At 31.3% G+C, this 18,497-nt stretch carries 16 protein-coding genes and 1 riboswitch; all 16 genes read left to right on the forward strand.

All coding sequences use genetic code 11. The annotated features are described in order from the left end of the window. Window positions 1-80: 80 nt before the first annotated feature. The 16 genes from B3Z56_RS05860 to B3Z56_RS05935 all read left to right on the forward strand — a co-directional run bounded on the left by B3Z56_RS05860 (window position 81) and on the right by B3Z56_RS05935 (window position 18,481). Window positions 81-944 carry a sulfide/dihydroorotate dehydrogenase-like FAD/NAD-binding protein gene (locus tag B3Z56_RS05860; RefSeq protein WP_035130488.1) on the forward strand — a complete coding sequence of 288 codons (864 nt, stop codon included), beginning with the start codon at window positions 81-83 and terminating at the stop codon, window positions 942-944. Further along, window positions 944-2,326 (forward strand): NADPH-dependent glutamate synthase, encoded by a 1,383-nt coding sequence (gene gltA / locus B3Z56_RS05865; protein ID WP_346847185.1) that lies wholly within the window; start codon window positions 944-946, stop codon window positions 2,324-2,326. The genes B3Z56_RS05860 and gltA overlap by 1 nt, the downstream gene beginning before the upstream one ends. 225 nt (window positions 2,327-2,551) lie before the next feature. Then, entirely contained in the window at window positions 2,552-2,962 is a 411-nt protein-coding gene (locus B3Z56_RS05870; protein WP_346878424.1) for a C-GCAxxG-C-C family (seleno)protein, read from the forward strand. A gap of 94 nt (window positions 2,963-3,056) precedes the next feature. Beyond that, on the forward strand, window positions 3,057-3,938 hold the full coding sequence (locus B3Z56_RS05875) for a DNA-3-methyladenine glycosylase (RefSeq protein ID WP_346847187.1): 882 nt from the start codon (window positions 3,057-3,059) through the stop codon (window positions 3,936-3,938). 57 nt (window positions 3,939-3,995) lie between these two features. Further along, on the forward strand, window positions 3,996-4,712 hold the full coding sequence (locus B3Z56_RS05880) for a TVP38/TMEM64 family protein (protein ID WP_346847188.1): 717 nt from the start codon (window positions 3,996-3,998) through the stop codon (window positions 4,710-4,712). A 194-nt stretch (window positions 4,713-4,906) separates the two neighbouring features. After that, the gene (gene groES / locus B3Z56_RS05885; protein WP_035130475.1) at window positions 4,907-5,191 is read left to right on the forward strand and encodes a co-chaperone GroES; all 285 of its coding nucleotides are present in this window, start codon (window positions 4,907-4,909) and stop codon (window positions 5,189-5,191) included. A gap of 81 nt (window positions 5,192-5,272) precedes the next feature. Beyond that, a complete protein-coding gene (gene groL / locus B3Z56_RS05890; RefSeq protein ID WP_346847189.1) occupies window positions 5,273-6,901 on the forward strand; it encodes a chaperonin GroEL in 1,629 nt (542 codons plus the stop codon). Window positions 6,902-7,196: 295 nt separating this feature from the next. After that, window positions 7,197-7,281, forward strand: a riboswitch (cyclic di-GMP riboswitch). A 97-nt stretch (window positions 7,282-7,378) separates the two neighbouring features. Next, on the forward strand, window positions 7,379-8,116 hold the full coding sequence (locus B3Z56_RS05895; RefSeq protein WP_346847190.1) for a prepilin peptidase: 738 nt from the start codon (window positions 7,379-7,381) through the stop codon (window positions 8,114-8,116). Window positions 8,117-8,201: 85 nt separating this feature from the next. After that, window positions 8,202-9,890, forward strand: a complete 1,689-nt coding sequence (locus B3Z56_RS05900) for a GspE/PulE family protein (RefSeq protein WP_346878425.1) — start codon at window positions 8,202-8,204, stop codon at window positions 9,888-9,890. 18 nt (window positions 9,891-9,908) lie between these two features. Beyond that, window positions 9,909-11,114 (forward strand): type II secretion system F family protein, encoded by a 1,206-nt coding sequence (locus B3Z56_RS05905; RefSeq protein WP_346878426.1) that lies wholly within the window; start codon window positions 9,909-9,911, stop codon window positions 11,112-11,114. Window positions 11,115-11,442: 328 nt separating this feature from the next. Continuing rightward, entirely contained in the window at window positions 11,443-11,874 is a 432-nt protein-coding gene (locus B3Z56_RS05910; RefSeq protein ID WP_346878427.1) for a type II secretion system protein, read from the forward strand. A 595-nt stretch (window positions 11,875-12,469) separates the two neighbouring features. Beyond that, entirely contained in the window at window positions 12,470-13,735 is a 1,266-nt protein-coding gene (gene pilM, locus B3Z56_RS05915) for a pilus assembly protein PilM (protein ID WP_346878428.1), read from the forward strand. A gap of 8 nt (window positions 13,736-13,743) precedes the next feature. Next, window positions 13,744-14,319 (forward strand): PilN domain-containing protein, encoded by a 576-nt coding sequence (locus B3Z56_RS05920; protein ID WP_346878429.1) that lies wholly within the window; start codon window positions 13,744-13,746, stop codon window positions 14,317-14,319. Continuing rightward, complete coding sequence (locus B3Z56_RS05925; protein WP_346878430.1) at window positions 14,306-15,553, forward strand: type 4a pilus biogenesis protein PilO; 1,248 nt, start codon at window positions 14,306-14,308, stop codon at window positions 15,551-15,553. The genes B3Z56_RS05920 and B3Z56_RS05925 overlap by 14 nt, the downstream gene beginning before the upstream one ends. After that, on the forward strand, window positions 15,540-16,400 hold the full coding sequence (locus B3Z56_RS05930; protein WP_346878431.1) for a type II secretion system protein: 861 nt from the start codon (window positions 15,540-15,542) through the stop codon (window positions 16,398-16,400). The genes B3Z56_RS05925 and B3Z56_RS05930 overlap by 14 nt, the downstream gene beginning before the upstream one ends. A gap of 56 nt (window positions 16,401-16,456) precedes the next feature. Continuing rightward, window positions 16,457-18,481 (forward strand): hypothetical protein, encoded by a 2,025-nt coding sequence (locus tag B3Z56_RS05935; RefSeq protein ID WP_346878432.1) that lies wholly within the window; start codon window positions 16,457-16,459, stop codon window positions 18,479-18,481. The last annotated feature ends 16 nt before the right edge of the window (window positions 18,482-18,497 follow it).

Genomic DNA, 18,497 nt, shown 5'->3' on the forward strand with positions numbered 1-18,497 from the left:
GGCAAAGGATATGAATTAAAATGGTGAAATATTAAATTCATATAAAAACAAAATATGTTTAAAATACGGAGGAAAGTACTATGTATAAAATTGTTGAAAAGAAAATTTTGGCACCTTCAATATTTATGATGAAGATTTTAGCTCCAAGAGTAGCTAAATCAGCTCGTCCAGGTCAATTCATTATAATAAGAATGGATGAAAAGGGTGAGAGAGTACCTTTAACAGTATGTGACACAGATGTAGAAAATGGAACAGTATCAATAGTTGTACAAACAATTGGATGTACTACAAAAGCTATGGAACAATATGAAGAAGGGGATTCTTTCTTTGACTTTGTTGGACCTTTAGGGATGCCTTCTGAACTTTTAGAAGAAGACAAAGATAAGCTAAAAAATGAAAAAATAATGTTTATATCAGGTGGAGTTGGAGCTGCACCAGTATATCCTCAAGTAAAATGGTTACATGAAAACGGAATTAAAGCTGACGTAATCATGGGATTTAAAAATAAAGAAATGGTTATTTTAGAAGAAGATATGAAAAATGTTGCAGACAATGTTTATGTAGCAACTGATGATGGTAGCTATGGATTTAAAGGAATGGTTACTAATAGATTAAAATCTTTGGTTGAAGAAGGCAATAAATACGATACAGTAATTGCTATAGGACCAATGATAATGATGAAATTTGTATGTAAATTAACAGAAGAATTAGGTATAAAAACAATAGTTAGTATGAACCCAATCATGGTTGATGGAACAGGTATGTGTGGTGCTTGTAGAATAACTGTTGATGGAGAAACTAAATTTGCTTGTGTTGATGGACCAGAATTTGATGGACATAAAGTAAACTTCGATGAAGCATTAAAAAGAACAACTATGTATAAGACAGAAGAAATACAAAAGGATTCTATACAAAAAGGATGCAAAGTAGGAGGAAATAACTAATGGATAGAATGAAAAGAACTCCAATACAAGAACAAGATCCAAAGGTAAGAGCAACTAACTTTCAAGAAGTTTGTCTTGGTTACACTGAAGAAGAAGCAGTTCAAGAAGCTTCTAGATGTTTAAATTGTAAAAACAAACCATGTGTATCTAAATGTCCAGTTGCAATAGATATACCAGAGTTTATTCATCATGTAAAAGAAAAAGAATTTGCACAAGCTGCAAAGGCTTTAGATAAATATACAGCACTTCCAGCAGTATGTGGAAGAGTTTGTCCTCAAGAATTACAATGTGAAAGCAAATGTGTTCTTGGAATAAAAGGTGAGGCAGTAGCTATAGGTAAATTAGAAAGATTTGTAGCAGATTGGTCAAGAAATAACAATGTGGATTTGACTAAAGAGATTGAAAAGAAAAATAAAAAAGTTGCTGTAATTGGTTCAGGCCCATCAGGAATAACTTGCGCTGGGGAGCTTGCTAAAATGGGTTACGATGTAACTGTATTTGAAGCTTTACATGAGCCAGGTGGAGTTTTACTTTATGGAATTCCTGAGTTTAGATTACCAAAGGATACTGTTGTTAAACATGAAGTAAACAACCTAAGAAAATTAGGAGTTAAAATAGAAACAAATGTAGTTGTTGGTAGAACAGTTACAATAGATGAATTAATGAATGATGAGAAATTTGAAGCTGTATTTATAGGATCAGGAGCAGGACTTCCTAAGTTTATGGGAATTCCAGGAGAAAACTTAAATGGAGTATTCTCAGCAAATGAATTCTTAACTAGAAATAACTTAATGAAAGCATTTAAAGATGAGTATGCTACTCCAATTAAATCTGGTAAATGCGTTGCAGTAGTTGGTGGCGGTAACGTTGCTATGGACGCTGCTAGAACAGCTTTAAGACTAGGTTCAGAAACACATATAGTTTATAGAAGAAGTGAAGCTGAACTTCCAGCTAGAGTAGAAGAAGTACATCACGCTAAAGAAGAAGGAGTTATCCTTGATTTATTAGTTAATCCTACAGAAATCCTTGGGGATGAAAATGGTTGGGTTAAAGGAATGAAATGTGTAAGAATGGAACTTGGAGAGCCAGATGCATCTGGAAGAAGAAGACCACAAGTAATAGAAGGTTCTGAGTTTACATTAGACTGTGACACTGTTATCATGTCACTAGGAACTTCACCAAACCCATTAATTCCAGCTACAACTAAAGGCTTAGAAACTAATAAATATAAATGCATAGTTGCAGAGGAAGAAACAGGACTTACTTCAAAAGAAAAAGTATATGCTGGTGGAGATGCTGTAACAGGTGCAGCTACAGTTATACTTGCTATGGAAGCTGGTAAAAAAGCTGCTAAAGCTATTGATGAGCAATTAAGTAAATAAGGCATTTTCAAAAAATCAAGCCATATTTTAAAGTTATGTGAAATTCTTTAAAATATGGCTTTTTTATATGATAAATATAGTATAATGAAACTGAAAACTAGTAGATTTCTAATATATTTAAAGAAATTTTTGGAGTCATAGATTTATGACTAAAAATATAATAAACAGAGTTCTTAGCTTCTCTGAAGATTAGGACTAATTAATAGGAAAGTAGGGTGTATAAATATGTTATTAGATGTAGTAAAAAAATATTATGGAGAAGAATATGATTTAAACTGTGCAGAGACTATGCTATATGCTGCTAATGAAGAATATGGTTTAAACTTAAGTAAAGAAACTTTTAAAACCATGGCTGCTTTCGGTGGGGGAATGGGTGTAGAATCCATTTGTGGAGTTATCACAGGAGCAATTTCTGCTTTAGGTATTTTATTTACAAAGGAAAGAGCCCATGAAAGTGATTATGTAAAAACCCTTACTCAAGAATTCATTGAAAACTTTAATAAAGAATGTAATTCACTAAATTGTGATAAATTAAAGGAATTATATAGAAATGATGAAATAAGATGTCTTAATATAGTAGAAAAAGGTGCAGTTATATTAGACAACATAGTAACAAGAGAGAGAAATAAACAGTAATTGAGAATAATTTTAAAACTTAGTGCTGAGAATATCCTTAGCACTATTTTTAAACTAGCATCCCATAAGTGTTATTTAAAGGAGGTTGATATGGATGGACTTTAAAGAAGTTATTGAAGAAAGTGGAAAAGTTATATTAAAGGATGTAAAGAATTTTGAACTTCCCCATATTTTCGATTGTGGACAATGTTTTAGATGGAACAGACAAGATAATAATAATTATATAGGTGTAGCCTTTGGAAGAGTTATTGAAATTGAGAAAAGGGATAATGATGTAATTATATATAACACGGATTTAAAGGATTTTAATGACATATGGCTAAATTACTTTGATCTAGAAAGGGACTATTCAGCTATAAAAGAAGAATTTGAGAAGGATGAACTTTTAAAAAAAGCAGTAGAATTTGGTGTAGGAATAAGAATACTACAGCAAGACCCCTTTGAAATGCTAATATCTTTTATTATATCTGCAAATAATAGAATTCCTATGATAAAAAGAGCTATAGAGAATATAAGTAAAGCATTTGGCAAATCTATAAAGTACAAGGGAAATACATATTATGCTTTTCCAACCTTAGAGGAGTTTAGAAGAGCTACAGTAGAAGATATAGAAGCTTTAGGGGTTGGATTTAGGGCTAAGTATATATATAAGGCACTAGAAGATTTGAGTAGTGGTACCTACGATTTAAATGCAATAAAACAAAGTGATGATGATGGATGTCATGAGGGTCTTAAAAATTTTAATGGAGTAGGGCCTAAGGTAGCTGATTGCATAATGCTATTTTCTATGGGGAAATACTCAGCATTTCCAGTGGATGTATGGGTAAAAAGAGCAATGCAATTCTTTTATGTGGCACCAGATGTATCATTGCCTAAAATAAGGCAGTTTGCAAGAGAGAAGTTTGGTAGTTTATCTGGATTTGCACAACAATACTTATTTTATTATGCAAGAGAAAACAATATAAAAATAGATTAAGTTAGAAATATGTTGATATATAGAACATAAACTAAGGGTATACAAGGTGGGAAAGGTATGGAGAATAAAAATAAGATAAAAAAGTATGTAATAAATGGAGTAATATGGACTATAGTTATAGTAGTATTATTAATAGCATATTGGGAATTTTCCAAGAAATTCACTGTATTCAGAGATCCTGAAGAATTAAAAAAATTAATACTATCCTTTGGTAGTTATAGTATAATTGCCTTTATAGTGCTACAAATGATACAAGTAATAATATTCTTTATACCAGGAGAAGTAGTTCAAGTAGCAGGGGGATATATATTCGGACCTTTAGTAGGAGGAATTGCCTCTGCAGTAGGTATAATTCTTGGAAGTATAGTTGCTTATTTTATAGCTAAATTATTTGGGAAAAAGTATATAAATAAGCTTATTGAAAAAAATAATTTAACTAAGATAAAGAGGATATTAGATGCTGGAAGTAATAATATAGTTATCTTTGTAATATACTTTATACCTGGAATACCTAAAGATATATTAGTTTATGTAGCTGGTATATCCAATGTAACTCTAAGGGATTTTATATTATATTCTTCTGCTGGTAGATTACCATGGATAATCACATCTGCCATGTTTGGCCACGGTATACATAGAGGGGACTATGTGTCTATGATAATTATAGGAGTAATATCAGGAGTCTTATTTTTAGTCGGAATACTTAAAGGACATAGCATTATAGACTTTTTCCATAGAGCGTTAAAGCATAAAGGTAAAAATAAGAGAAAATAAGAGAAAATATTACCATGAGTGAGATATTTTAATATATTCGCTTATTTTACCAGGTTCTATTAAAATAAAAGATTTGCTTATAAAATAATAATTATATATTATTATATTGTAGTTAGCACTCAATAGTCGTGAGTGCTAATAAATAAAGATAAATAAAAAAATTATATAAATAATTAACAATAGGAGGGTTTTTTATGAATATCAGACCATTAGGCGACAGAGTTGTAATCAAAAGATTAGAATCTGAGGAAATAACTAAAGGAGGAATAGTTCTAGCAGGTACTGCAAAAGAAAAACCACAAGAGGCAGAAGTCGTTGCAGTAGGTCCAGGAACTTATTCTCATGGAAGAGAAATTAAGATGGAAGTGAAAATAGGAGATAAGATATTATTTTCTAAATTTGCAGGCACAGAAGTTAAATTACAAGGACAAGAATATATTATATTAAAGCAAGAAGATATATTAGCAATATTAGAATAAGTAATATATCTTAATAAGTGTAAAGAAAAATAATTTTAATGATAAGCTAAGAAATTCACATATCATAGGAGGTAAATGAATATGGCTAAAAGTATTTTATTCGGAGAAGAATCAAGAAGAGCTATGCAAAGAGGTGTAGACGTACTTGCAGATACAGTTAAGGTAACTTTAGGACCAAAGGGAAGAAACGTTATATTAGATAAAAAATTTGGTTCACCACTTATAACAAATGATGGTGTTACAATAGCTAGAGAAATAGAACTTGAAGATGCATATGAGAATATGGGAGCACAACTTGTAAAAGAAGTTGCAAACAAAACAAACGATGTAGCTGGAGATGGAACTACAACTGCTACAGTACTTGCTCAAGCTATCATAAGAGAAGGACTTAAGAATGTAACAGCTGGTTCAAACCCAATGTTACTTAGAAATGGTATAAGAATGGCTGTAGATACAGCAGTTGAAGAAATAAAAAAATACTCTAGACAAGTAGATGGAAAAGAAGACATAGCAAGAGTTGCAGCTATATCAGCAGCAGACGAGGAAGTTGGAGCTCTAATAGCTACAGCAATGGATAAAGTAGGTAACGAAGGTGTTATAGCTGTAGAAGAGTCTAAAACAATGGGAACTGAACTTGATGTTGTTGAAGGTATGCAATTTGATAGAGGATATTTAAGTGCATATATGGTAACTGACACAGATAAGATGGAATCTGTACTTGATAATCCATACATTTTAATAACTGATAAGAAAATATCTAACATCCAAGAATTACTTCCAATTCTTGAGCAAATAGTACAACAAGGTAAAAAACTTTTAATAATTGCTGAAGATGTTGAAGGTGAAGCAATAGCTACTTTAGTAGTTAATAAATTAAGAGGAACATTTACATGTGTTGCTGTTAAAGCTCCAGGCTTTGGTGATAGAAGAAAAGAAATGCTTGAAGATATAGCAATACTTACAGGTGGTACAGTAATTTCAGAAGAATTAGGACACGACATTAAAGATGCAACTATTGAAATGTTAGGAAGAGCTGATAGTGTTAAAGTTACTAAAGAAAACACTGTTATCGTAAATGGAAAAGGTGCAAAAGAAAATATAGCATCTAGAGTAAATCAAATTAAGAAACAAATGGAAGATACAACTTCTGAATTTGATAAAGAAAAATTAAATGAAAGACTTGCAAAACTTGCTGGTGGAGTTGCAGTAATAAAAGTTGGTGCTGCTACTGAAACTGAATTAAAAGAAAAGAAATTAAGAATTGAAGATGCTCTTGCTGCTACAAAAGCTGCAGTTGAAGAAGGTATCGTTGCAGGTGGTGGAACTGTTTATATCAATGCAATAGAAGCAGTTGCTAAACTAACTTCAGAGGTTTCAGAAATCCAAGTAGGTATTAACATTGTAAGAAGAGCTCTTGAAGAGCCATTAAGACAAATAGCTACAAATGCTGGTGCAGAAGCTTCAGTAGTAGTTGAAAGAGTTAGAAATTCAGCTACAGAAATAGGCTATGATGCATTAAATGCTGAATATGTAGATATGATTAAAGCTGGAATAGTTGACCCAACTAAGGTTACAAGAAGCGCACTTCAAAATGCTGCATCTGTAGCATCAACATTCTTAACAACAGAAGCTGCTGTTGTTGATATTCCAGAAAAGAACCCAGTTCCAATGCCAGGTGCACCAGGAATGGGAATGGACGGAATGTACTAAAATTAAATATTAAATAAAATTAAGACTTTCATGAAGTTTTCATGGAAGTCTTTTTTACATCCATAATTAATGTTCACATAAATTCTCTCCAAATTTTATCAATTTAATTATCTACAAAGTCTATAAAAACCTTTAAAATAGTGGATTTTAAGGAGAGATGTAATAAAATAACACATAACAAGGAAAGTATATAGAAATATAATACATAATATAGTATAATATGTTTAACATTTATAAATTTATACAACAATAAAACAAATTTATATAAATGTAAAATAAATTTGTATAAAAAGAAAGTAAGTTTAGATACAATGATGCAACTTTTTTATTTGGGTACCTTGAAAGTTGTTGAGTTAATGGTACAACCGGCTAAATTATAAATTTAGTCGGTTTTTTTGCGTGTATTTTATATACACATATGTAAAAATATAGTATAATGATTTCTAAATAGAAATAAATGTAGAAGGATAATAAATTATGGGTTTTATAGTATTTTTATATGGAGTAGTAATAGGAAGTTTTTTAAATGTATGTATTTATAGAATACCTAACAATCAGTCATTAATTAGTCCACCTTCCCATTGTGGAAATTGTGATACTAGATTAAAATGGAGGGATTTAATACCAATAGTAAGCTACCTATGGCTTAAGGGTAAATGTAGATATTGTGGTTCTAAGATTTCTATGAGATATCCTTTAGTAGAAGGGCTTACAGGGATTTTATTAGTAGGAATATATCTAAGATATGGCATAGGGGTAAGCTTTTTTAAGTACTCCCTTTTAACTCTATTTTTAATAGTCATAGCCCTTATTGATTATGATACTACAGATGTGTATTCTAGTGTAGTTTATAGTGGAATGGCAGTGGGTATAATCTTTATCTTTATAGAAACTGTAGCATACTCCCATAGTATAACTAACTATATTATTGGGGGATTAATAGGCCTAGGTGTTATTGGTTTAATATATGTTTTAACTGGTGGCATGGGTGTTGGAGATATTGAAATAGCAGTATTATGTGGATTATTTCTAGGATGGAAATTAGAGATATACTTTTTACTTATATCCTTCATTATAGGAGGAACAATTGCAGTTATGTTAATTGTATCAAAAAAGAAATCAAAGGATGAGTATATTCCTTTAGGACCTAGCTTGGCTATGGGAGCATATATAGTTTTAATCATTGGAGAACAATATATTTTAAATTTCATTTAATATAAGGAGTTTTAAGAAATAAAAAGAAGTATAAAACTTTTAGATAAGGACAAATAAATTAATTGTAAAGGTGAGGTGGAGAGAAATGGCAAGGAATACTGTCAGACTAGGTGACTTGCTAGTAAAGGCAAATAAAATTACCAGGTCACAATTATCAGAAGCCTTAGAGATTCAAAAGGTAAAGAGAAAGAAACTGGGAGAATTATTAATCGATGAAGGAATAGTAACAGAGGATATTATTATAGAGGTACTTCAAGAACAGTTAGGTATTGAAAGAGTAACCTTAAGTAATATAGATGTAGATTCTAAGGCTGTTAAGTTAGTTAACGAAGGCTTATGTAGAAAATATGAATTATTCCCTTTTTATACTGCTGATGGAGTAATAAAGATAGCTGTATCAGATCCTTTAAATATATTTGCCATGGATGATGTAGCTATAACTACGGGACTAAGGGTGGAGCCTTATATATCCACAAAGGATGACATCCATAAGGCTACGGAAAAGTATTATTCAGATAGAAATGTGGAAAGTGCTGTAGAAGAGATAACCAGGTCTAGGATAGTGTTTCATAATAAGACGGAAGATATAGAAAAGATTGATGAAGTTAAAAATGCTCCCACAGTAAAGCTAGTGGATTCTCTACTTAAAAATGCAGTGGAACAAAGAGCTTCAGATATTCATATAGAGCCCTATGAAAAATATATAAGAGTTAGATATAGAATAGATGGTCAGCTAGAAGAAATATCATCTTTAAATATTGATGTACTTCCAGGCATAGTTACTAGAATAAAAATTCTAGCAAATCTTAACATAGCTGAAAAAAGAATTCCTCAGGATGGAAGAATAGTTACTGTAATCAATAATAAAAACATAGACATGCGTGTGTCTATAATACCTCTTATCACAGGAGAAAAGGTTGTAATAAGAATACTAGATAGAAGTAACTATAAAATTGGAAAAGATAATCTTGGCATGAGTAGTGAAAATATAAAAAATCTTGAAAACATCATATCTGCACCCCATGGAATAATTTTAGTAACAGGACCTACAGGAAGTGGAAAATCCACCACTCTATATACTATTTTAGGGGAACTTAATGATATTAATAAGAACATAGTTACTGTAGAAGACCCTGTGGAATACTCCATGGATGGAATAAATCAAGTAAATGTAAATAGTAAGGTAGGACTTACCTTTGCTGCAGGCTTAAGGTCTATATTAAGACAAGACCCTGATGTAGTAATGGTAGGGGAGATGAGAGATAGCGAGACTGCTGAAATTGGTATAAGAGCTGCCATAACAGGCCACCTGGTTCTTAGTACACTACACACAAATGATGCACCATCATCAGTAATAAGACTTATAGATATGGGAGTTGAACCTTTCTTAGTTGCCACTGCCATAAAAGGAGTAATAGCTCAAAGACTGGTGAGAAGAATATGTCCAAGCTGTAAGGAAACCTATGAGGGGGATGAAGCTGAAAGGAAACTTCTTAACTTAAGTAGTGATGATAAAGTAACTCTTCATAGAGGAAAGGGTTGTGCTAGCTGTAATTATACTGGTTATAGTGGCAGACTTGGAGTCTATGAAATAATGAATGTAGATAGAGAGATAAAAGATTTGATTATAAAATCTAATAATCCAGAAGAACTAAAGGATGAAGCGATTAAAAAGGGTATGAAGACTTTATCAGATAGTTGTAGAGAGTTAGTTCTTAAAGGTGAAACCACCATGGAAGAAATGATGAAGATAATATTTATGGATAACTTGTAGAGGAAGGAGAACTAAATTATGTCTAAATATAAATATAAGGCTATTAGCTCTAAGGGTGAAGTTATTCAAGGAGTACATGAGTGTAGGAGTAGGGAAGAGGTACTTAACCTTATGGTATCTAGTGGATATTCACCTCTATCCATTGAGGAAGCTATAGGCAGTAAGGAGATTATTCTAGGAAAGAAAAATAAGGTTAATAACAAGGATATTTCTATATTTTGTAGACAATTAGCTACCATGATAGAAGCTGGTGTTTCCATAACTAATGCCATAAGTCTTTTAGCAGAACAAATACCTAATAAGAAGCTGAGGGAAGTCCTTGTAAAAGTAGATGAAGATATAAGAAAAGGTGAAGAGTTATCGGTAGCCATGGGTAAATACTCTAATGAATTTCCAACCTTACTTATAAGCATGATTCAAGTTGGTGAACAAAGTGGTACCCTAGATTCCATCATGAATAGGATGGCCACTTACTATGAAAAGCAAACAAAGATGAATGGTAAATTAAAAAATGCATTAATCTATCCAGGCATATTAGCCACAGTAACAGTGTTTGTGGTGGTATTTATTTTAACTTATATAATGCCAATGTTTATGGATATGTTTGAATCAGCAGGGTCAGACCTTCCAGCTATGACAAAGATAGTACTATCCCTAGGAGATGGTATAAGGCATTACGGTATATTAATAGGACTTATTATTGTAGGTATAGTGGTAGGCTTTAAATATTATACAAAGAGAGTTGACTCTGGAATTTATATGTACAGTAAATACAAATTGAAAAAATCTCTCTTTAAAGACTTGAATCAAAAGATTGTAGTATCAAGATTTGCAAGGGGACTATCTACAGTTTTAGGAGCTGGACTATCCATAGCCAGCTCCATAGATGTAGTATCTGCAGTACTAGAAAATAAATATGCAGATGTAAAATTAAAAACAGTAAAAGAAAGAATGTTAGCTGGAGATACACTATCCGATGCCATAAAGGAATCACAGTTATTTCCACCAATGCTAGGGTCCATGATAAAAATTGGAGAAGAAGCTGGAGAACTAGACAACATCCTAAGCAAAACAGCTGACTTCTACGACGAAGAGCTAGAAAGAGCAATAGAAGCCTTCACCACAATCCTAGACCCAATAATGCTAGTGATAATGGGAGTAGTAGTAGGATTTTTAATAATCTCCATCCTAACTCCAATGTTTGAAATGTACAACGTAATGTAAAAAGGACAAGCCTATCTTTTAACTAATATGAATAACGACTTCATATTATCTGCGCTCAATCGTTTCGGAACCTTGATTTACTAAAGGCCCTGATAATGAGAAAATCTAAAATACAACAACTCGCATGCGCTCAAACAAGTTGTATTTCTTAACGATTTTATCATTCTCATAGCCTAAGTAAATTCAAGAACCCTGCAAATGGTATTCGCTCAGATAATATTGAAGTCAAATATTCAAAATTATTTAAAGCATAGTCAAAACAAAATAACAGGTCTAACCAGGGGAAACCCTTTAGAAATAAATAGAAATAATTAGGAGGTCATTTTAAATGATAAAAAGAGCAAACAACAAAAAGAAAAAAGGTTTTACACTAATAGAACTAATCATAGTTCTAGCAGTAATGGCAATCATAGCATTAATAGCTATACCAAACTTCGCAGCGGTAAGAAATAACTCTAAGGTTAAAGCAGATAAACAAAGCTGTGCAACAATTGAAAGAACAGTATTAATGTTAGTTTCAGATGAAACAATTAGTTTAAAAGATTCTACTAAGCCAGGAACAATAGAAATGACATTCCCAGGTGCAAGTCTAACCCTAACTGATGTTGCTGAAAAGGAAGCTGATACTGTAAAGAAGGCATTAGCAGAAGTTAAAGAGCCACAAGAAAAAGATAAGACTAAATATATTATAACAATTGATACTGAAGGTTCTGTTAAAGCTATAACAGGTCCAGTTAAAGAAGTAGAAGAAGGAAAATAAGGATAATAAAAAATAATGTCATAGTTTATGAAAATAACTAAAACAACCCACAAACATAAGTGTAAAGCCACCCTTTACGCTTATGTTTCTAAAAATAAATAAAGTATTCCTCTACATACTTAAACGCTACTTATATCAACACTTTCACCATGGAAGAACATAAAAAGCTAAAAACATGAAAATTCTAGAGCCTATACATAACCACTAAAATAGTAAAAACACTGCAAACCATTGATATTACAACAAATAGTTAACTAGTTATATAGTTATATATAGAAAAGTTTAAATAGCTATATATTTAAATAGACTTATAGTTTCATATTTTAATAGGTATATAGATAAATATTCAATTTAGGAATAATGAAGAAAGATTTCAATTGTGACAATGTAATTTAATGATGAAAAAGTAATATTATTCATAGTATTTCTCGGGGAATAAAGAAGATATATGAAAATTAATAGAAGTAATGAAAGAAAAATAATGAATTTGAAAGTTATCTAGGGTGCTAAGTTATTAGAGCCTTAGTGTATATAAAATAGATATAAATATTGTTAATTAAACATAAAGGATTTGAAGAAGAAGGGAGTGCTAATTTTGAGTTTGTTTAGTAAATCTAAGGTCAGTGAAGAATTAAAGAATAAGGAAATTCAAGTAAATATAGATGATGGTACCTTGCTAAATAAGGAAGGTTATAATAAAGGCATTGATGCTGAAAATTCAAAGAAGGAATCCATATGGAACAGAGATATAAAGTTACAGGATCTAAAATTTAAAAGAATAAAAAAAGTTGATGATAGTAAACCAGCTAAGCCTAAGAGTATAAGACTTGTGAGTCTTGACATAGGCTCTAGTGATATAAAAATAGTAGAGGGACAAGTTAAGGGTGGAAAATTAAAGATTTATAATATGAGGAAAATAAAATCTCCAGAGGAGATTATTCAAGATGGGGAGCTTTTTAACGAAGAATCTATCTTACTTAAGTTAAAGGAAGAAATGAAAACCTCAAGGGTGAGAACTAAAAATATAGCGTTAGTTTCCTCATCATCTACAATCATAAGTAGAGAGATTATAGTTCCTTATGTGGAGAATAATGAAGAATTAAAAACCTTAGTTAATTATGAAATAGAGCAATTTCTAGCTATAAATTTAAATAACTATGTAATTCAATTTATGAGATTAGAGGAAGTTATAGTGGATGAGGTAAGAAAGGAAAAGATATTTACTATTATATATCCTAAAAATCTCATTGAATCCTATAGAAACTTAGCTGAAAAACTACTTTTAAATCCCTATGCTTTGGATATAAGTAACAACTCCATAAGAAAACTAAGCAGCATTGCAGATATATATAATGTAGATTTAATAAATAAAGAGGAATCCATTTTGTATTTAGACTTAGGTTATAAAAGTGTAGATTTATCTATAGTTAATAATAATAATTTAGAATTTATAAGGGTTATGCCCATTGGTGGAATAGAGATAGATAGGTTTATAGCGGATTTAAATGGAATTTCTATGGAGGAAGCAGAGGAAATAAAGAAGGCTCAGGTTGAAGTAGGAAAGCATAGGAAAGAAAATCAGCTTAATGATGGAGTAGTAGAAGTCATAGAGGGTTGGCTAGAGGATTTAAATAGAATTATTCAGTTCTATACTAATAAAAGTAATGGGAAAAAGATAAGTCATATATATTTATACGGTGGTACTTCTAAGTTAAGAGGAATAGATGAGTATATAGCTTTAAAGACTGGCATAGATACTACAAAAATAATTACAGCTAACAATATAGAATTTAGTAAAAATGTAAATACAACAACCATTGAAGAGTATGTTAATGCATTAGGTGCATTAGTAAGATTGTAGGTGAGATTATGAATGATTTGAATTTTTTCTATGTGGATACAAATAAAGAAAGCGATGCAGGAGTAAAAAAAGCAATTTTTAGTGCAGCAGCTATAGTTGGGGCAGGTATTATAGTAACCTTGTCATTTAATACTTTTGGAATTTATAGAGCTGAAAAATCAATAAATGATCTTAATAATAAAATTAACGAAGAAGCTTTTCTAGAAAGTTATAAGGAAAGTTTAGAGGTAGCTACAGAGAGAAAAACCTTTTCTACTTATAATAGTAAGTTAAATGAAATTTTCCATGGCATAATCGATAGAAATAAATTAAGTCCAGACTTTATTGAAGAGATAAATTATACCCTTCCAAAAGAGGTGTATTTTAAATCTATGAATTTTGCAGCAGGTTCTATAGAAATAAATGCTTCAGCTACAAATAGAGAGGCTATTGCTGAGTTTCAACATAATATGAATAATATTGAATTCATAGAAGAATCTCATATAGGTGGAATAGTGTCAGACTTAGGTGATGGTGAAAAAGAAGTATTTACCTTTACTATGACCTGTAAACTAAAGGAGGCCTACTATAATGAAAGTAAGTAAAAGAGAAAAATTTTTATTAGGAGTGTTAGTCCTCATAATTATATGTACAGCATATTATAAGTTGGTTTATGAAAGACAATATGCTAAATTGCAAGAAATTAAACAGGAAGAATCAGAGCTGAATAAGAAATATAATGAGATGCTTTCCAATATAAATACTATTACAAAGAATAAAGGTGATATAAAAATATTAAAGGGTAGTATAGGTTCAAAGTCTATGCTGTTATATCCTAAGATCTATCAAGATAGAATAATAATAGAGCTAAATAAACTATTAAATAATGCTGGAATTAAGGGAAGTTTAACTTTTTCAGAGGTTACTGTTTCTCCAATAGAAGCTTATTTTTCAGAAGTAGCAGACCCTAAGGAACAAGCATCCCTAGAGCAAGTAGTGGAGGAGTCTAGTAAAGAAAAGACCAAGGAAGATGTGGAAGAAAAACTAGAGGAAACTAAAGAACTTGGAGAAGATCAAGCTACTAAAAGAGATGAAGGAGAGTCAACTGGAAATAAGGTAGAGCAAATGAAGGTATCGGTATCCTTTAATGGTACCTATAAAAATGTTGCTAAGTTCGTAAAGCTAATATCAGAATATGAAAGAATTTTAGCTATGCCAAATATAAATATAACAGCCTCTGGGAATGATGAAGTCTCTGGAACTTTAGATTTAGAATTTTACTCCATACCCAAAATTAATCCTTATGAAGATTCAAAGTACTTAAAATGGACTTTTGACGAGGAGTATGGAAAGGAAAATCCTTTTTTAGAAGGAAATCAAAGCTCCATGGCATCAAGAACTAGTGAAGGAAATAATTATGTTCTAATCATGGCTTTAAAGGGTGTGAATTCAGATTTACCAAGTTTAACTTTAGGTAAGGAAAATGATTTAACAAGAGAAAGTTATATATATAATGATGAAAATAAAAAGGTAGATGTGGAAATTGAAGTAAATAAGGAAGGTGGTAAGTACTATATTAAGTACAAAACAGAGAAATCTAGCTATCCATCAGATTATAGTAAAAATGGTATAGAGCTTAGGAATGTGGATGAAGAAAATATAAATATTGCAATATACTCATCTAAACGTATAGGTATTGATGATAAGGTAGGAGCAAATATAAAGGTAATAAATAATGCTAATGATAAGAAAGTTTCACTTACTATAATTGATGATGATAAAACTAGTCCAAGGGTGCAAATAACACCAGAAGGAAAGGTGGAGTATGTTAATAAATAAAGTTACTAAATCTAGAAAAAGTAAGAAAGGTTTTACTCTTCTAGAGGTAATAATTAGCTTTGCTCTAATATCAATTATTCTTATTCCTATAGCTAATTTAGTACTAACTTCTGTAAAAATAAATAAATCTACAGAAAATAAACAACAAGCTAAGGCGGTACTTCAGGAAACTATAGAAAATATTAAAACTGTAGATAATTTTTCAAGTGCTTTATCAAAGCCTTTAAATAATGGCATTACTTTAAGTGAAGCTACAGGGGAAGATAATAAATTAATATATTCCCTAAGTGGGGAGATAAATGGATTTTCCATAGAGGGGTCTATAAAAGAACAGACCCAGGTCATTAATAATAAGGTTAGTGAAATGGAAGTCGATAGAACTATATATTTTCACCACGGGTCCATATCCATATCAAATGGTAAGGAGGTTATAGGAGAAGCTATAAAAAAACTATCAGATAATTTAGCTACACCATCAGAGGAAGTCTTTATTGAAATGAAAGAAGCAGGGGAGATAAATGTTACTTATGGGGGAAGTATCATTGCTATTCCTAAACCAGAAGCTAAGTCATTACTTATATGCTTAAATGAAGACAGTGAAAAGAAGTTAAATTTAAGTGTAGAAAATAAGAGCCATACAGAAAACTTAAAAATATATCTATTTAATGGGGAAAAAGTATCTGAAAGGCAAGATGTAATAATATCTAAATTTAATGGACAAATAGAATTAATCGAAGGGGTTCAACATAGTGATGATGTTATCAATGAAAAATTGTACTTTGTAGAATTAAGAGCTAATAAAAATGGGGAAGTAGTAGAAAATATGAATTTAGAACTACTTAAGTAGAATAACTAATTAAAAAGGGGTTTTAATAGAGTTGTTAAATTAAGAGGAGGGAGAAGATGAGAAAAAGAAAGACTAAAGGTTCATCTATGTTACTTGTAATAGCTGTGTTTGGTATATTAGCTACCTTAGCATTGGCTATGCTAGGGGCCACCTATGCAAACTATAAGCTAAGAGTAGAAGAGAACAATAGGGTTAAAAATCTCTATTCTGCTGAATCTGGAATTGATAAGGCCTACGCTAGAATCACTAAAGTAGTAGAGATAGCTATAGAGGAAGGCATAGCGGCAGGTAATAAGGAAACTACAATAAAGAAGCAAAATGAAATTTTCAAAGGGGTTTATAAGGATTATATAGATGATAATCTTATAGATTACGTATCTGGAGAATATGTAGTAAATAGTAATAAGGCAGAAGTTAAGTGTGAGCTAAAAGCACCAACAGTAAAAAAAGAGGATTTAGATTATAAAATTGTTAAGTTAACTTCTACCTATAAAGATGATAAAGGCAAAGAGAGGGTGGTGAGTGTAGCTTATAATTTAGTTACACCGGAAGCGTATAGAATCCTTGATAAAGCCGATGGAAACACATCTAAATTAATAAACTATACTCTAGCTGCTGATGGAAACTTAACTATTGCTACTGATTCATCCAATGTTAAGGAAGGTAAGGTAGAAGTGGACGGAAACCTTTGGATTCAAGGTTTACGAAGTGAGGATATGGCTAAAGCTCCAACGGTAGATAAGTATAAGGGCGGAATTGAGATAAACAATACTGATATAGAATTTAAAGGACAAGTTAACACCGCTGCTAATATTACTATAGACAAAAGTAAGGTAAATTTTAAAGCAATAACTTTAGAGGATAAAGAAGTTGATAATAAGGTTTACGCTGAGAATATATTTTTAGGTAGTTTAGCAGAAGGTGATGTGGATAGTGGTATAGATGTAGATTCCAGTAAGGCAGAGCTATATCTAGCTAACGATTTAGTTATAGGAGCTAGTGATTCAAAAATTAATATAAAAAACCTTTATGGTTTTAATGATTTAAATATTGCTTTGCCTACAGACAATGGACAGGTTGTTAGGGGTTCTAGCTCTATAATAATTAATTCCATGAAGTGGCCTAATAATAAGGGTAATTTAACAGTTAGTGATAGTGCCTACCTAATGGGTTCTGCTTATATAAAGACTCATAGAGAGCCCTATCAGACAGGAGAGTCTGTAGCCTTAAAGGGGAATTATAAGGCCTATGCCAAGGATTCTAATGGGAATTATAAGAATAGCCAATATGAGTATTTAGATCCCTTAGTCCTTATAACGAAAGATGCAGAAGGACAACCTTTAAATGTGGTAGATAAAGCAGAGCACTTTGTGGATTATAGTAATTCAAGTGATGAAAGTATAAGAGCAAAGGGAATATCCCTTCCACAGAAAACCTATACTGCTGGAGCCTATATTTCAGGAGGAAAAGCCCATGGAAATTCAGTGAACCTTAATGAAAAAGAACTTGATGCAGTAAAACACATGAGGGAAAGGTTTGTACAAGCTGTTTATTATATGGGAAACGAAGACTTTGATGTGAATAAATTTCAACAGGGTAAGGCTATTTATACTGTAGAAAATCAAATAAACTGGGATGGTGTATCTTCATTAATTGCTAATAGGGGTAACATTATTCAGTTAGAAAATATGGTAATTCTATTAAATGATGATGAAAATAGGGACATTGAAATTAATGATGATAAGCTTATCTTAAGACATGAAAATGAAGAGGCAACCTATAATACAGAATTTAATAGGGATGAATCTAAGGACATAACCTATATAGTGGTGACAAAGGGTGATGTAAACTACACTGGAACTAAGGATTATAAAGGTACCATTATATCCTTAAAAGATATAAATATAAAGAATTCTAAGGGTTTAATAGGAACTGCTAAATTATCAGAAGATGAGATAAAGGATAAGAAGAATAAGGGTGTATTAGATTTTATCTTTACTCAAGGTAAAAACTTAGTAACAGAGAGAACTATACTAGCTACAAATTTGATTACAAAGGAAAAATGGACACTAGAAAAATAAGTTATAAGGTAGTGGG

This window comes from Clostridium sp. UBA7791 (assembly GCF_002480755.1).
Lineage (GTDB): Bacteria > Bacillota > Clostridia > Clostridiales > Clostridiaceae > Clostridium_J > Clostridium_J sulfidigenes.

Bases quoted from the DNA above. Each gene is read 5' to 3' on its own strand.
- B3Z56_RS05860 (WP_035130488.1), top strand. From the start codon at position 81: ATGTATAAAATTGTTGAAAAGAAAATTTTGGCACCTTCAATATTTATG.
- gltA (WP_346847185.1), top strand. From the start codon at position 944: ATGGATAGAATGAAAAGAACTCCAATACAAGAACAAGATCCAAAGGTA.
- B3Z56_RS05870 (WP_346878424.1), top strand. From the start codon at position 2,552: ATGTTATTAGATGTAGTAAAAAAATATTATGGAGAAGAATATGATTTA.
- B3Z56_RS05875 (WP_346847187.1), top strand. From the start codon at position 3,057: ATGGACTTTAAAGAAGTTATTGAAGAAAGTGGAAAAGTTATATTAAAG.
- B3Z56_RS05880 (WP_346847188.1), top strand. From the start codon at position 3,996: ATGGAGAATAAAAATAAGATAAAAAAGTATGTAATAAATGGAGTAATA.
- groES (WP_035130475.1), top strand. From the start codon at position 4,907: ATGAATATCAGACCATTAGGCGACAGAGTTGTAATCAAAAGATTAGAA.
- groL (WP_346847189.1), top strand. From the start codon at position 5,273: ATGGCTAAAAGTATTTTATTCGGAGAAGAATCAAGAAGAGCTATGCAA.
- B3Z56_RS05895 (WP_346847190.1), top strand. From the start codon at position 7,379: ATGGGTTTTATAGTATTTTTATATGGAGTAGTAATAGGAAGTTTTTTA.
- B3Z56_RS05900 (WP_346878425.1), top strand. From the start codon at position 8,202: ATGGCAAGGAATACTGTCAGACTAGGTGACTTGCTAGTAAAGGCAAAT.
- B3Z56_RS05905 (WP_346878426.1), top strand. From the start codon at position 9,909: ATGTCTAAATATAAATATAAGGCTATTAGCTCTAAGGGTGAAGTTATT.
- B3Z56_RS05910 (WP_346878427.1), top strand. From the start codon at position 11,443: ATGATAAAAAGAGCAAACAACAAAAAGAAAAAAGGTTTTACACTAATA.
- B3Z56_RS05920 (WP_346878429.1), top strand. From the start codon at position 13,744: ATGAATGATTTGAATTTTTTCTATGTGGATACAAATAAAGAAAGCGAT.
- B3Z56_RS05925 (WP_346878430.1), top strand. From the start codon at position 14,306: ATGAAAGTAAGTAAAAGAGAAAAATTTTTATTAGGAGTGTTAGTCCTC.
- B3Z56_RS05930 (WP_346878431.1), top strand. From the start codon at position 15,540: ATGTTAATAAATAAAGTTACTAAATCTAGAAAAAGTAAGAAAGGTTTT.
- B3Z56_RS05935 (WP_346878432.1), top strand. From the start codon at position 16,457: ATGAGAAAAAGAAAGACTAAAGGTTCATCTATGTTACTTGTAATAGCT.